Source organism: Pseudidiomarina homiensis, from assembly GCF_003987225.1.
Classification (GTDB): Bacteria; Pseudomonadota; Gammaproteobacteria; order Enterobacterales; family Alteromonadaceae; genus Pseudidiomarina; species Pseudidiomarina homiensis.
The window spans coordinates 1,154,323-1,169,743 of the sequence record NZ_PIPX01000001.1 but is presented as its reverse complement, the minus strand read 5'-3'; the positions used below and the strand labels follow the sequence as shown (position 1 = coordinate 1,169,743).

At 50.1% G+C, this 15,421-nt stretch carries 12 protein-coding genes; 5 read left to right on the top strand and 7 right to left on the bottom strand.

The genetic code is table 11. The annotated features are described in order from the left end of the window. The first annotated feature begins 166 nt into the window (after positions 1-166). Entirely contained in the window at positions 167-1,894 is a 1,728-nt protein-coding gene (locus CWI70_RS05610) for a cell envelope integrity TolA family protein (RefSeq protein ID WP_126771300.1), read from the top strand. A gap of 133 nt (positions 1,895-2,027) precedes the next feature. Here the strand turns inward: CWI70_RS05610 and cysN are convergent, their stop codons facing one another. From cysN to cysC, 4 genes are all read right to left on the bottom strand, one after another. Further along, on the bottom strand, positions 2,028-3,440 hold the full coding sequence (gene cysN, locus CWI70_RS05605) for a sulfate adenylyltransferase subunit CysN (RefSeq protein ID WP_126771298.1): 1,413 nt from the start codon (positions 3,438-3,440) through the stop codon (positions 2,028-2,030). Position 3,441: 1 nt separating this feature from the next. Continuing rightward, complete coding sequence (gene cysD, locus CWI70_RS05600) at positions 3,442-4,347, bottom strand: sulfate adenylyltransferase subunit CysD (RefSeq protein ID WP_126771297.1); 906 nt, start codon at positions 4,345-4,347, stop codon at positions 3,442-3,444. Positions 4,348-4,534: 187 nt separating this feature from the next. Then, positions 4,535-5,308, bottom strand: coding sequence for a 3'(2'),5'-bisphosphate nucleotidase CysQ (gene cysQ / locus CWI70_RS05595; protein ID WP_126771295.1), 774 nt, complete (start codon positions 5,306-5,308; stop codon positions 4,535-4,537). Positions 5,309-5,323: 15 nt separating this feature from the next. After that, entirely contained in the window at positions 5,324-5,923 is a 600-nt protein-coding gene (gene cysC, locus CWI70_RS05590; RefSeq protein WP_126771293.1) for an adenylyl-sulfate kinase, read from the bottom strand. A 257-nt stretch (positions 5,924-6,180) separates the two neighbouring features. Here cysC and CWI70_RS05585 point away from each other — a divergent pair, with 257 nt between their 5' ends. Further along, on the top strand, positions 6,181-7,827 hold the full coding sequence (locus CWI70_RS05585) for a diacylglycerol kinase family protein (RefSeq protein ID WP_157980870.1): 1,647 nt from the start codon (positions 6,181-6,183) through the stop codon (positions 7,825-7,827). Between the two features lie 316 nt (positions 7,828-8,143). After that, the gene (gene galE / locus CWI70_RS05580) at positions 8,144-9,178 is read left to right on the top strand and encodes a UDP-glucose 4-epimerase GalE (protein ID WP_126771289.1); all 1,035 of its coding nucleotides are present in this window, start codon (positions 8,144-8,146) and stop codon (positions 9,176-9,178) included. Here galE and asnC read toward each other — a convergent pair. Further along, the gene (asnC, locus tag CWI70_RS05575; RefSeq protein WP_126771287.1) at positions 9,175-9,621 is read right to left on the bottom strand and encodes a transcriptional regulator AsnC; all 447 of its coding nucleotides are present in this window, start codon (positions 9,619-9,621) and stop codon (positions 9,175-9,177) included. The genes galE and asnC overlap by 4 nt on opposite strands. Before the next feature lie 163 nt (positions 9,622-9,784). Here asnC and asnA point away from each other — a divergent pair, with 163 nt between their 5' ends. Continuing rightward, complete coding sequence (asnA, locus tag CWI70_RS05570) at positions 9,785-10,792, top strand: aspartate--ammonia ligase (protein ID WP_126771285.1); 1,008 nt, start codon at positions 9,785-9,787, stop codon at positions 10,790-10,792. On the opposite strand, the gene CWI70_RS05565 is transcribed toward asnA, so the two are convergent. After that, on the bottom strand, positions 10,730-12,106 hold the full coding sequence (locus CWI70_RS05565) for an MBL fold metallo-hydrolase RNA specificity domain-containing protein (protein WP_126771283.1): 1,377 nt from the start codon (positions 12,104-12,106) through the stop codon (positions 10,730-10,732). The two genes, asnA and CWI70_RS05565, sit on opposite strands and share 63 nt — an antisense overlap. A gap of 22 nt (positions 12,107-12,128) precedes the next feature. Continuing rightward, complete coding sequence (locus CWI70_RS05560; RefSeq protein WP_126771281.1) at positions 12,129-12,506, bottom strand: hypothetical protein; 378 nt, start codon at positions 12,504-12,506, stop codon at positions 12,129-12,131. Positions 12,507-12,811: 305 nt separating this feature from the next. On the opposite strand from CWI70_RS05560, the gene CWI70_RS05555 reads away from it, so the two are divergent. Beyond that, positions 12,812-15,388, top strand: coding sequence for a putative bifunctional diguanylate cyclase/phosphodiesterase (locus CWI70_RS05555; RefSeq protein WP_198677654.1), 2,577 nt, complete (start codon positions 12,812-12,814; stop codon positions 15,386-15,388). Positions 15,389-15,421 lie beyond the last annotated feature (33 nt).

The following is a 15,421-nucleotide window of genomic DNA, read 5'->3' as shown; positions in this document are numbered from 1 at the left end:
TTCTACCACGGGGCCAATCTGACGTTTCCGCTATTGTCGATGATTTACGCGAACCCCGTAGTAGAACTACGGGCTACGTAAGCGTGTTGGTTGTTGAGTATTTGTAACGATGAATCGATAAAGTTATAGTGCGAGGAGTTCTCGAACGCATTAAAAGGTTGTTGCAATGAAATTATCTGCCCCTAAATGGTCTTTAACTATGTCCCGTGCCGCCCTGATGGCGGTGATGCTACTCCCCATCAATGCGGCAGTAGCTGATGAAGCCGCTAGTGCCGATGGACCTGCCAGTGAGCGTATAGGCCTTAAGGAGCTCGAAGACTTCAAAGCGGAATGCTTAAAGTACGAAAGTGACTTCTTTTCCTATAACCAATCGGGTCCGAGTGAGGTCTTTGAGGGCACGTTACAATACAAATGGTCGGATGTTAAAAGAAGCTATATCAAGGGGGTGGACTACCATCGTCCGCCCAGCTGTCTGGAAGACGGCGACTGTGAAGTGAAAGACCTTGAAGCTTTGCAAGGATGGCAGGCGAATGCCAACCAAGGTTTCAACGAGGTGTTTAATTTCATCGATGTGAACTTTAACGATATGGTTGAGGCGACCAATAGCTATATCGACGCGCGCCGTCGTTACAAGCGCATGCAGGTTACACGAACTGAGGGTGTTTTATTGTACAGCTTTTGTGCGGGCTCGCGTTATATGCTGGAGGTCAAACAGCAGTTGCAGTCAGCCGCCGCTGTAGTGCCAAAACTTGAAGAAGAGCAACGTGCGTTGATCGCTGAACAGAAGCGCCAAGAAGCCTTGCGCCAGCAACGCGAAGCGGAGCGTAAAGCGCGCTTAGAACGTGAGGCTGAGCAGGCGCGACTAGCTGAGTTGCGCAAGGAGCAAGAAGCTAAGCGTATTGCGGCGGAAACTGAGACTTTTTATGCGGATTTAAAGAGCCAGCTGGGCGCTGACGATGAAGCAGTTGTGCTCGTCAGATCAGGGACTGCAGGCAGCCGTTGGAACTTTAACGTTGACGACTATCCGTCGTTGGTGCAATTAGCCTTGCATGATGTTGTGGGGACGGGGAATGGCAATAGCAAGGCGACGAGTCAGCTTAGTGCTTATAAAGAAGCCATTACGAGGGCGAGTCAACCGTTGCGGCTCAGCCGCTTTGCTTATGATAGCGAGCAAGGATTGTTCAACGTCGCGGTCAAGGCCGGTCGTTTTGAACTGCAACAAGGGATGGCGTTAGATCCTGAATTAATTGCTGATGCGCAGCTTGCGCGCGAAACTGCACAAGCCTTGGAACAGGCGGTGAAGTCGGAGGCCGGTGAAGTATGGGTTGCGCTGCAAATCAGTGACGACCGACAGTTATTGACTTTGCGGGACGCGGCCATTGTGGTGTTTGATGACAAGGAGCCAGAGGCATCTGAGGTGGTGCCACTCATGCTTGAGCCGTTGCAAGTCAACATTTCGGCGCAAGCCGTAAACGCAAACTATCGTCAGTTAGTGGCGGAACGCAAGCAAGAACGAGAGCGCCAACGCCAGCGTGAGCTTGCTGCGCAGCGCCGCCACGCGGCAGAGTATCCGTATTATGCTGAGATTTCCTGTGAGGTGGGCCATGGTGGCTCAGTTTCGATGCAGGCGTGCCTCGCTGATGGTGGCGACATCCAAGTGACCACCAAGAGTGGTACCGAGAGCTATGGTATCGTTGACGTCTACCGACTAGAGGATCGTCGTGGTGTGGTGAAAATTGATTTGCCCGCTGTTTTTAATATTCGTGTGCAAAACGGCAGTGACGCCGACTACATGCGTTCGCGCTTAGTTGTTAAAGAAACCATCGGCGATGTGCAAGTGAAAACCTTGTCGGTGACCGGAAGTTATAAAACAATGCAACTGACGTCGCAGTAATTTTACCAAGTGAACACCCGCGGTATAAGAAGTACCGCGGTTACGCTATAGGCTAGCAGTACGACGATGCCGATGCGGCTGAAGTCGCTGAAACGGTAGTTGCCGGCATTCATGACCATTAGGTTGGTTTGCGTTAACGTTTGGTGATGTCTTTGGCGCCCCAATGCGGGAAGTGCTTGCGCACGTAGCTATTTAAACTCTTTTCAAAGTCGCTGAAAGCTTTTGGTTTTTGTGTTGCCTCAACCAATGGTTGTTCGATCATCCCCGCACCAACCGTTACATTGGTCATGCGGTCGATGATAATAAAGGCTCCGGTTTTTGAGTTTGTTTTGTATTTATCAAAGACTACCGGCTCTTGTAGGCTAATATCGAGTGTACCGATTTCGTTTAGTCCAAGAATGGCTGTGGCTTGCTCTTCAAGCGTGTTAACGTCGATGCGATGGTGGATTATTTCGCAACTGCCGTTGGTGAGTTTACTACCCATTTTAACGTAGTAGTCGCGATGAGGTACCAAGGGTTCATCATGCATCCATACGACTTTGGCACGTAACCGATCAGACATGTGAGGTAGAGCGTCCTTCTCTACGATCATGTCTCCACGACTAATATCAATCTCATCGTTTAACGTAAGGGTAACGGCTTGCGGGGCTTCAGCTTCATTGAGCTCACCGTCGAAGGTGACGATGCTTTTTATGGTACTTACTTTACCTGACGGTAGCACACGTATGGTGTCACCTTTCTTTATTTTGCCTGAGGCGATGGTGCCGACATAGCCGCGAAAATTTGGGTGGGGACGGCTGACACTCTGAACTGGGAAGCGAAAGTCTTGATGTTCCGGCTCTCGGTTGATTTTTAGAGTTTCGAGATACTCCATCAATGTGCGACCACGGAACCAAGGCGTATTCTTACTGCGGTTGACGACATTGTCGCCGTCAAGGGCACTAATCGGGACGAAGTGAATATCGGGAATATCGAGTTGACCAGCGAGTTTAAGGTACTCGTCTTGAATTTCTTTATAGCGTTCTTGGCGGTAATCGACTAGGTCCATTTTATTCACGGCTACGATAGCGTGTTTTATGCCGAGCAGACTGACAATAAAACTGTGTCTTCTGGTTTGGGTTTGGACCCCGTGGCGTGCGTCGATAAGGATCACGGCAAGGTCGCTGGAACTGGCGCCGGTGGCCATATTACGAACGTACTGCTCATGCCCTGGAGTATCGGCGATGATGAATTTACGTTTGTCGGTACTGAAATAGCGGTAGGCCACGTCAATGGTGATGCCTTGTTCACGTTCAGACTGGAGGCCGTCAACGAGCAGGGCGAGGTCGACTTTATCGCCGGTGGTTCCCATGGTCTTGCTGTCTTTGGTGATCGCAGCGAGCTGATCTTCAAAGATCATTTTACTGTCGTGCAACAGGCGCCCAATCAGGGTGCTTTTGCCGTCGTCGACACTACCGCAGGTAATGAACCTCAGAAGCTCTTTGTTTTCGTGCTGCTCGAGGTATTTCAGGATGTCTTGTTCGATTAATGGCGATGCGTGGCTCATGTTAGAAATACCCTTCCATCTTTTTCTTTTCCATTGAACCGGCGCTATCGTGGTCGATAACACGGCCTTGGCGCTCTGATGTGGTGGTGAGCAGCATTTCTTGAATGATTTCTGGTAATGTCGCCGCGCTGGACTCAACGGCACCGGTGAGCGGATAGCAGCCGAGGGTGCGGAAGCGCACCATTTTCAGTTCTGGTTTCTCGTTAGGTTCGAGCGGCATACGGTCGTCGTCGACCATGATCAGTGTGCCATCTCTTTGCACGACGGGGCGCTCTTTGGCGAAATAAAGCTCTGGGATTTCGATATTTTCTAAGTAGATGTATTGCCAGATGTCGAGCTCAGTCCAGTTACTTAGCGGGAACACACGAATGCTTTCGCCTTTGTGGACTTTACCGTTGTAGATGTTCCAGAGCTCTGGGCGCTGGTTTTTCGGGTCCCAGCGATGCTTCTGGTCGCGGAAGCTGTACACCCGTTCTTTCGCGCGGGACTTTTCTTCGTCTCGCCGGGCGCCGCCGAAAGCAGCATCAAATTGGTATTTGTCGAGGGCTTGTTTGAGCGCCTGAGTTTTCATGATGTCGGTGTGCACTGCGCTGCCATGACTGAATGGCCCGACGTTTTGCTTGATGCCGTCTGCGTTGCTGTGGGTAATGAGTTCAAACTCGTGTTGTTTCGCCATGCGGTCGCGAAACGCAATCATCTCTTTGAATTTCCACGTGGTGTCGACGTGCATCAGTGGAAAGGGTATTTTGCCTGGTGCGAATGCTTTGCGCGCTAAGTGGAGCAACACAGAACTGTCTTTACCGACAGAGTACAGCATCACCGGATTTTGGAACTCGGCGGCCACCTCACGGAAGATGTGAATCGACTCCGCCTCCAATTGCTTTAGGTGGGTCAGTTTTTTGCTCATTTTCGCATCCCTACAGCATTCTTGATTGCGTTTGATTGTACATATATGTAGCCCGTAGTTCTACTACGGGGGATGTTTGGAATCCATGTAGCCCGCAGTTCTACTGCGGGGGAGCTACGGGGCTCACTGGGGTGGTTGTTACTAGCACCGAGTCGGTGGGTGGTTAGACCCGTACTAGAAGTACGGGCTACTTCACAATGAAGTACGGATTCAACAGCGACTCTTTCTGGTTGTATTGCAGCGGTTCACCGTCGAGGGTCATCACCTCCGCCCCCGCTGCTAATGCCACGGCATGTGCTGCGGCTGTATCCCATTCGCTGGTTGGCCCAAGACGCGGGTACAGGTGCGCTTCGCTTTCGGCCACTAAGCATAACTTCAGCGAGCTACCCATTGGCACCATTTCATAAGGCTTGTCGAGTTGATCAAGGTACTCCTGCATGTCGGGTGAAGCGTGCGAGCGCGAACCAACAACTTTCAACGTCGCTGGGTCGGCCTCTTGGCGCGCCTTGATAACATCGCCATTTTTGTAGGCTTTGCCGGCGGCGGCACTGTACATGGTCTGCGTCGCTGGTGCGTACACCACCCCAGCGGCGGGCTGCCCTTTCTCGATGAGTGCGATGTTGACAGTGAACTCGCCGTTACGCTTAATAAATTCTTTCGTGCCGTCTAGCGGATCGATGAGCCAATAGTTTTCCCATCGCTGACGTTCTTGCCAGTCAATATTGGCCGATTCTTCCGACAATTGCGGTAATGCCGCCAGCGCCCTGTCGGATAACTTGGTAAGTTCGGCCTTAATCACTTCGTGCGCGGCTAAATCAGCCTGAGTCAAAGGGCTGTCATCACCTTTGGCCTGCACCGCAATGCGCGCTTCGAAATCTGGCGCATCATAAATCTTCATAATTGCGTCACCGGCTTTGCGTGCAATGGCTTCGAGTTCTTTTAAGCTGTCATGGCTTAGCATTCTTAGTCCCTTAATTTAATCGATGTAGGCGTGAGTACGTAGGTAGTCGATAACCTGCTGGGCGGCATCTTCAATGCTCAACTCGGCGGTTTTGATGTGGATTTCAGGGCTCGAGGGAGTCTCATAAGGTGAGCTGATCCCCGTGAAGTTTGGAATCGCGCCTTCACGAGCCTTTTTGTATAACCCCTTAGGGTCGCGTTGCTCGCAGGTTTCTAAAGGAGTATCCACGAATATTTCAATAAATTCGTTAACGTGTTGTAGCTCGCGCACTTGCTCACGGTCTTTGGCAAAGGGTGAGACAAAAGCGCTCAGTACAATCAGCCCAGCGTCAGCAAAAAGCTTACAGACTTCGCCGATACGGCGGATGTTTTCGATGCGATCTTCCTCAGTGAACCCCAAGCCTTTGCTGAGGCCCATGCGGATATTATCGCCATCGAGCAGGTAGGTGTGGTTGCCATTACGATTGAGCATTTCGTCGACGGCATTGGCAATCGTCGATTTACCGGAACCTGAAAGTCCTGTGAACCATAACACGACAGGTTTCTGCTGCTTTTGCGCGGCGCGCCGTTCGCGCGCCACTTGGTGGTTGTGCCACACAATATTGTTTGTGCTCATTTCTTTTGCATCTCTCTGCGCATCAAGCCCCGTATCATAGCGACATGCGGCACATATGTGTAGCCCGTACTTCTAGTACGGGTCGACTCTCCCCCGCAGTAGAACTGCGGGCTACTTCAAACGGGTCGACTATACCCCGCAGTAGAACTGCGGGCTACTTCAAACGGGTCGGAGGTAGGCTACTCGGATTCGGGAGGTCGGCGGCATTTTGTGCTACAAAAGGGAGGGCAGCCCTCTCTTTTGTAAGGAGTATTGATATGCACATCCGCCCCGAGGTTCCAACGGCTTATTTGGCTGGTGCTCTAGTGGCGCTGTTTGCTGCCATTTACACGCCTTTTTGGCTCGCTAAGGTAGTGTTGTTGTGGTGCGTTGTGGCGCTGTCGCTTATTTCGGCTGCCTATTGGTTTAACATTGCGGGCGTATTTCGTAAGCGGCAAGGTGGCAGAATTCCTTGGTATATTAGGTGGTTGCTGTTTCCGTTCTTAGCTGGCGTGAGCATTTACAACTGGTTGGCGCGCCGCCGCGATAACGTCGCTGCATGGCATGAAGTGTCAGATGGCTTGTACGTTGGTCGTCGCTTGTTCGCGTCTGATGTAGAACAGCTCAAACACGAGGGCATCCGTGCGATTCTTGATGTGACGGCTGAGTTTGATGCGCTGGACTGGGCTTCTGAAGAAGCAGAAATGACGTATCTTAACTTGCCTGTGCTTGATCATGTTGCGCCATCCGATCATCAAATTCATGAAGCATTACAGTGGATTCAACACCAGCATGATGAAGGCCGTAAGGTGTTGGTACACTGCGCGCTTGGCCGTGGACGTTCCGTGTTCATGGTTGCTGCCTATATGCTTATGCGAACGGATGCAAAGAGCGTAGATAAAGTGCTGGCGTCAATTCAGCGTGAGCGTTCAATTGCACGCCTCAATAGTTTGCAAGAGCGTGCACTCGAGAAATTTGCTGCGAGCAATAAACCTATGTTGGCGAAGGCTGTATGGATTATCGCAAACCCAGTTTCTGGCGGCGGCAAATGGGGGCAGGAACGGGATAAAATACTCGACTTTCTAGCGCCTTATTTTGCAACGAAGGTACTTGAAACGACAGAAGAAACGAGTGCTGCAGAACAAGCCAAGGTTGCGCTGCAACAGGGTGCTGAATTGGTCATTGCGGTTGGCGGTGATGGTACGCTTACCGAGGTAGCAAGTGTGCTCCGAAATACCGATGTGGTCATGGCCATTATTCCAATGGGTACGGCGAACTCATTGAGCCAGGCATTGTGGGGTCTGAGTTCGAAAATTTCGCCGGTTAATGCAGCGTGCGCCACGGTCATTGAGGGGCGCTGTCACGCAGTTGATGTCGGCATTGTGAATGACCAACCGATGCTGCTGTGCACTGCGGTGGGCTTTGAAGAACAGATGATTTCTAAGGCTGATCGCAAGGCTAAAGATAAACTTGGACAGCTGGCGTACTTGAGCGGGTTATGGCAAGCGGTCAACGAGAATAAAGTGATGGAGCTTGAGGTGGCGTTGAACGGCGAGCCATTTGAAACGTGGCAAACGAGCAGCTTAATTATTGCCAATGCCGCGCCACTGACGACGTTGTTGGCGCAGGGCCGAGGTAACCCGATGATGGATGACGGCAAGCTCGATTTGACCTGGCTCGAACCACAAGAATCTGGTGAACGAAACGTATTGAGTTTGCTCGAGCTGCTTTATTCAGGACTTACCGAGGACAGTATCGGCACGAATACTGGGCATACTCAGGCGCAGTCGGTTATCGTTCGCCATGCTGATGGTTCTAAAGTAAAGTATGTGATTGACGGTGAGGTGTACTGCGATGATGAGTTGCGTGTCTCGCTTGAAGCGAGAGCACTTAAAATCTTGATTCCAGAACAAGCTGAATATTGAGAGAAGCTGCTTAGGATCAATGTTTTTTTGGTGTTAACAAGTTGTTCCAATTTTGATTTTATTCATGTAAGGTTAACTCAAATAATGCTGAACAAACAATCTATTTTATTGATTTGTATGGCGTTGTTTTAACTGAATAGTGAAGTAAGGCTTCCTATTCTGCACCAAGCTATGGAACAGCGCTGGCATGGATGCCAGAGGTGTGAAGTCATAGGGGTCACGAAGGGAGAGCAGGCCTCCCTTCGTGACAAGGAATCGTGACAAGGAATCCTGCCAAGTTCATTTTCAGTATCAACGAGAAAGGAATTTACCACCGATGATCCTAGTGACAGGCGGAGCCGGCTACATTGGTTCGCACACGGTTGTCGAATTACTCAGCCGTGGAAGTGAGGTGGTTGTCCTCGATAACTTCTGCAATAGTTCACAAGACAATCTGTGTAGGATTGAAAAAATCACCGACCGTAAACTGGTTTCGATTACCGGTGACGTGTGCGATAGCGAACTACTGAACCAGGTGTTTTCGCAGTATCACATCGAAGCTGTCATTCATTTTGCTGGTTTAAAAGGGATAGCTGATAGTCTTCAGAACCCACTTCAATACTACGAGAATAATTTTGTTGGCACTTTAAAACTTTGTCAGGCCATGGCGAAGCACGGTGTCAAAAAACTTGTTTTTTCTTCGTCGGCGACGGTCTATGGCGAACCGCAATCGGTGCCATTGAAAGAATCGAGTCCGACGGGCGCGACGACAAATCCCTACGGCGCATCGAAATACATGGTTGAGCAGTTGCTTGCCGACCTTTGCGACGCTGATCCTGAGTGGGCGGCCATTGCTTTGCGCTACTTTAATCCCGTAGGAGCACATCAGTCAGGGCTCATAGGAGAAACGTTCAGCGCGGCTTCGACCAATATCATGCCGCAAATCGTGCAAGCAGCGAGTGGCAAGTTGCAGCGTGTACCAATTTATGGTGGCGACTACCCGACTGCAGATGGCACTGGCGTGCGTGACTATATCCACGTTGTTGATTTGGCCAAAGGACACTTGGCGGCACTGCAAGGGCTCGAGTCTCGGGGCTACGACGTGGTCAATCTGGGTACCGGTGTTGGGGTGTCGGTGTTGCAAATGATAAAAGCCTTTGAAGCGGCGTCTGGGCGCACTGTTCCTTATGAAGTCGTAGCGCGTCGGCCCGGCGATACTGCGCAGTGTTATGCTGATCCGACTTATGCGACAGAGCGGCTTGGCTGGCGTGCCAGTTACTCGCTAGACGACATGATGCGCGATACGTGGAACTGGCAGTTGCGAAACTTACGTGACCATAAAAGTGACGATACGGAATCGCACCGCAGTTAAACTGAAACTTGGCGCAGTATGGGCTGTTGCAGGCTGATCAAGGTTTCTGTTGCTTGTATCTCATCAATGGGTTGAATTTTTTCAATCAAAAGTTGCTGTAAATCGCTAATGGATTGGACCATCACTTTAATAAAAATACTGTATTGCCCCGTCGTATAATGTGCTTCAACAACTTCTGGTAACGCTTCAAGTTTCTTCAATGTGCTAGGGTAATCACCGGCTCGCGCTAAGTTAATTCCGATAAAGCAGCAAACGTCATAACCCAACTTTTTGGCATTGAGGTGGACATGGGTGCCGTCTATATAGCCAGCTTTGCGCAGCTTTTCGATGCGAACATGAATGGTGGCTGGACTGACGTTACTGTTTTTCGCGATTTCGGCGTATGAAACACGAGCATCGTGCTGCAGTGTGCGCATGATGAATTTATCCAGATTATCGATCATTTAAATTATCCACCTCTACCGACTATAAAAATAAATAAAGTATCACCAAATGCACTTTATATTAATCAAAATATTGTTGTATACCTTTATGTTTTAAATGCTATTGAAGTTTTACCGGTTTTGGGAAGATTATAGACAAAACAATTAATGAAAGGAAAGAACCATGTCTATAACTCAATTAAAACTGCATTCTCAGGCTTATGCGCTTAAACATGAAATCACCCAACGGCTATGTAAAAAACTAAATCTAGCTATCGTTCAGGCTCCACTCATTGTACCTAGCCAAAGTGGTTTACAAGATACGCTTAGTGGCCATGAAAAGCCGGTGAGCTTGGTCGTCCGTGCTGAAGGACAAAAGTATGAGGTTGTGCATTCGTTAGCGAAATGGAAACGTGCAATTTTAGCAAAGTATCAAGCGCAACCGGGCGAGGGGGTCATTGCTCATATGTTAGCACTGCGACCTGATGAAGCGTCTTTGAGCTCGCGTCATTCCGTTCAAGTTGATCAATGGGATTGGGAGCAGGTTGTTGCTGCAGAGATGCGAACTTTATCCACGTTAAAAGACCGAGTTCGGGCGATCTATTCAGCGCTACGAGAAGCGGCTATTGCCACTGAGCATTGGCGCGACAGTTATGCTGATGAGGTATTTTTTATTCATAGTGAAGAGCTGCGTGAAATGTATCCGAACTTATCTGCAAAACAGCGTGAACGAGAAATAACGCGTATGCACCGAGCGGTTTTTATTATTGGCATTGGCGGTGTGTTAAGTGATGGTGACAAGCACGATGATAGAGCCGCTGATTACGATGATTGGACATCCGCCAACGATGACGGTTTATATGGTTTAAACGGTGATTTACTGGTTTGGCACGAAGGTTTAGATGATGCCCTAGAGCTCTCGTCGATGGGGATACGCGTCACTCCAGAGGTGATGGTCAAGCAACTGGCCCTGAAGGGCGCGCTACCTTCCCTAGATCTTCCTTGGCATAAAAAGCTTATCGCAGGAGAATTCCCAACCACGATTGGCGGAGGTATCGGGCAGTCGCGTGTGACAATGTGGCTATTGCAACAGGAACATATTCAACTGGTTCAGGCGCCAACGGCACACCTAGGGGCTGGTGATGTGGTGTTGACGGAGCAGAGCCGTGAGGGCTTGTTGAGCGCTGGGTGAGCCGTGAATGAGGCGGACGCGGCCAACGTGCGAGGCTGTTAAGACGAAGTCGAGTAATTCACGTTGGTCTGCGTGAGCGGAGTAGCCGCCAAGAGTGTGCACGCCAGCGCGAATCGAAATGCGCTCGCCATCGAGGACGACGTAACCGCCTTGCGGGCCATACTCTTGGATTTCGCGACCAGGGGTGCCCTCGGCTTGGTAGCCAACAAAAACGACATCGGTACGCGGATCCGGCAAGAGTGCTTGTAAGTAGTTCTGCATACGGCCACCGGCGCACATGCCGCTGGCTGCGATGACGATGCAGGGGTCGCCAGTACTACGCAGATAATTAACGACGCGTTCGTGCTCGGCATGGCTTTCGACCACGTGTAAGCGAGCAAAGTCCAATGGATTGCGGCCACTGGCATTACGGGCGAGCGCTTCAGCGTCCCATAGGCTATTTAGCTCCTGGTACAGATTGGTAAAGGCGGCGGCCATGGGCGAGTCTAAGATAACGGTGATTGCTGGCCAAAAGGAACCGTGGGTGGCAATGATGTCCTCGATTTCGTACAGCAATTCTTGGGTACGGCCGATGCTGAAGGCCGGTATAAGCACAGCGCCACCATCAGCCACACAGCGCTCAATGACCTTGCGCAGTCGTTCTTCGCGGTCGTGGCGTGACTCGTGTAAACGATCGCCATAGGTGCTTTCTAAATAAAGGATATCGGCACGCTCAAGTGGCTCTGGATCAGGTAATAAAGGAGTACCGCGACAGCCGATATCGCCGGAAAAGACGATGCGAAAGCCGGCATCGACGCCGTTTATCCATTCAAACTCGACGTAAGCTGATCCGAGGATATGACCGGCTTGGCGAAAGCGAAGATGAACCTCAACCGCTGCGCCAACCTCTAAAGCTAGCCAGGTATCATACTCGACTGGAATGAGTAATGAACGCAGCAGCTCAAGTACTGAAGCGATTAATGTTGCGTCGCGAGTGAGCCCCAAACGGAGCGCATCTTCAATCACTAACGGTAACAGTAGCGCGGTCGCGCGTGTGCAATAAATCGGACCGCGAAACCCAGCCATTAGTAAATAAGGAATGCGACCGACATGGTCAATATGCGTATGGGTAACGACCAGTGCTCGAACTGAATCAAGCGGAAAATCAATTGCCGGCGCTAACGCCGAGCCCTGCGAACCAGCGGAACTTTCAACTCCCTGAAACAACCCGCAGTCAATTAATACCGAGTCTTCAGCAGTGAGAAACAACTGATGACACGAACCGGTGACACCTTGAAAGGCACCATGATGAATAACACTGCGCGCTGCGGGCAAAGGCCTGCCTCCAATTAGGTGTTTACAGCACTTGCCTTTTTAACGTGGCTTTTGTACTCACAGGAGCATCGTCACTCATTGCTGCATGACGCTCAACCATTGCCACACAGAAGAGCAAGGACGACATCAGGATCAATACCACAGGAGCGGCAAAAGTGGTCACCTGTGGGCTAACCGAGCTGCTTGCCATGCTGGTAATCGTTACATGCAAAGAGGTAAAGCCGCTGGCGATGAAGAAAGCGCTGGCAACGAGGCTCGAGAGTTCACTATGACGCTGTACTATGCCTAAACTTAATGCGCAAATCAGTCCAAGTCCAACAAATAGCCAGACGAACATGTTTGCGACCCAAAACGCTGTTAATAATGCGACACAGGCGCATAGTATCAGCAGTAGTTTCATGGGAGAGAAGATCCTTCTTTAGTGGGTTTTATCCATAACACGCTACACGAGATAAACAAAAAGGTAACATAACCTTTAGAGGCTATTCAAGCGAATAATTTTGTGTTTATATGAGTTAGTATCGTTAACTAAAAGTTTCACACTGGCCGATGAAAATAATAAATACTGATATACAGGCTAGAGCTGTCCTCCAACTGGTAGCGGCCACTGCGTTATTCTTCGCAGGGGTGCTGATCCTTAGTTATCGTCTTTTAGAACCGTCGCAACAACTGCTTTATCACTCTATTAGCTCGTCTTTTCAAGTCATGATGGTGAGCATAGGCACAGCAGTATTGCTGCGTAGCTACTTCCGGCAAAACAAGCAGGCACAGCGGCTATCATCAGGCTTCGCAGTACTCTGTTTAGTGGGCATTATCGATGGCTGTACAGGAAGCTTTTTTGACGCTTTCGACGCTCAAATTCCTTGGTTTGCTTACCTTAGTTTTGCCCCGCTTGCGATCGGACTCTTACCGATTTTTCCCGAAGCTTCGCAACGTAACCCCTGGCAGCAACTGTTTTTGCAAGCCAATGCGGGCTATAGCTTAGCCTTTGCGGGTATCGGCTTTGCGTTCTTGTTGATGCATTTGTTTTTGAAGGCGCCGCTATTAGCGAAGCACCCAACCGGCAGTTTGGTCGTCTGTGTGGCCGCAATTCTTGCCGGTGTTGCTGTTTACGCGACCCATTATCGCGGTCGCCGTAGCTTGCCCCGTTTGTCGCCAACCTCGGCCAATTTTACCACCTTAGCTGTGCTCACTGTGATGGTTTTCGGCGTGGGCATGTTCCACACGCAAATGACTGAGTTACGCTCTGACGGCGAACGTGCGGTACAGCAACTCCGGCAAAGTCGGACGGCGATGGGGGAGAGCATCATTGAACTGTTTGAACGGTTAGGCCAGCGCTGGGAAACCTATCCGTTGCAGGACCACTCAGAGCTTATGGAAGTCGACATCGTAACTTATTTGAAAGATGTCGATTATTTGGATGCGTTATTCCTTGTTGCACCTGACAAAACCGTAGTCTTTGAGCGTCTTAAGCCGTCGAGGATGAGTTATTTTGAAGCCGTAATGAGCGACAAGGTGATAATGGATGGCTTGGAACGCAACGTTTCTAAGACGGAAATTCTTGTTCCTGAATTCGCGGTCAAGGATCTTACTGCGAAGCTTGTCGTCCGTGTTCCGGTGGATTTTGTCGACCCTGAGGGCATGCCTGATACGGGGATTTACTCGGTGCTGGCCGTGCTCGATGTCCGAGCAATGCTGGGCATTGCTATGCTAAATACGGTCGACAGCGATATTGAAACGTACACGTTAGTAAGGCCTGGGCGGTGGATGGATCGCGCTGGCTTTTGGGTTACTGAGCCGACGGCAAGGTATCTGCGCGACAAGGCTATTAAGCTGTATGACAGCGAATTATCGATGTATTACAGCTCTGGTGTCCCCACCGAAGCCTATCTGTATCGTCTCGACACCTTGCAAGAAACTTCCAACTTACAGATGCTCATTATCGTCGGCGGCATTGGCTTAGTGTTGCTTGTGGTGCTTGCAGTGGAGCGAAATGTCTCGTTAGAAGTACAAGGCCGACAGTTATTCTATCAAGCCCACCATGATGCACTTACTGGTCTGTGGAATCGCGCGAGTATTGAGCAGTATATCGGCTCAAAGTTTTACGAAACCAAAGATGTCACGGTGCTGTTTATCGACCTCGATGGGTTTACGCTCATTAACGATGGTCTTGGTTTGCATGTCGGCGACGAAATTCTGAACCAATTGGCTGAGCGTCTGCAAAGTGAACAACCGCGGCGGAGTGAATTAGCGCGCTTTGCGAGTGATGAGTTTATTTTAGTGCTCGACGGGGCCACGGCTTTCCCTGAGCGGGTAAAGAGTTTGGCGCAAGACATCATGAATTTAGTGGCTCAGCCCTATCGTGTGGGTGACAACAAAGTTTATCTCACGGCAACCATTGGCGTCGCCCATCAGACACCAGACGTAAGTACGCCATTGGAGCTCATCCAACGGGCTGATATGGCAATGCACCAAGCGAAAAAACTCGGCTACAACTACGTACTAGAGTATGAACCGAACATGGCTAAGCGCTTGCTTACCACGTCGGCAATGCGTAGTAATTTGCAAGAAGCGATAGATAACAACGAGTTGGAGTTACATTACCAGCCGATTGTCCGCAGTAATGATCAACAAACAATACAAGTCGAGGCGTTAATTCGCTGGCCTCAAAGCGACGGCAGCTTAATTGCACCTGATGACTTTATTCCGGTAGCGGAAATGACTGGGCAGATCATTCCGTTGAGTGAGTGGGTCTTTAAACGTGCCTGCGAGGACGCCGTTAAGCTGCAAGAGCGCGAGCCTAAACTGCGGATGTCGGTGAATATTTCGGCATTACACTTTAATCGCGCTAACTTTGTCGATTTTGTGCTTAACACTTTGGCTGAAACCGGCTGTCGTGGTACATGGATTGAGCTTGAGCTGACCGAAAGTATCCTACTTGAGGGCAGCCAATACGCGATTGAACGCTTACAGACGCTACGCAAACATGGCTTGAGTATTGCGCTTGACGACTTCGGCACGGGCTTCTCGAGCTTAAGTTATCTGAAGCGTTTGCCGCTTGATGTGGTTAAGATCGACCGCAGCTTTATTGCCGGAATTCGCCATCACAAAGGTGATCGGGTGTTGATCGAGAGTGTGATAAAAATTGCACAAAGTCTTGATTTTGCAGTGTTAGCTGAGGGAATTGAAACACCCCAGCAGGCCGAATTTGTGACCGAACTGGGGTGTAACTACCTGCAGGGCTACTACTTCGGCCGCCCAATGCCTTTAAAAAACCTTTAAAAACTGTTGCTCGTGGTAACCCGTGGTTCTACC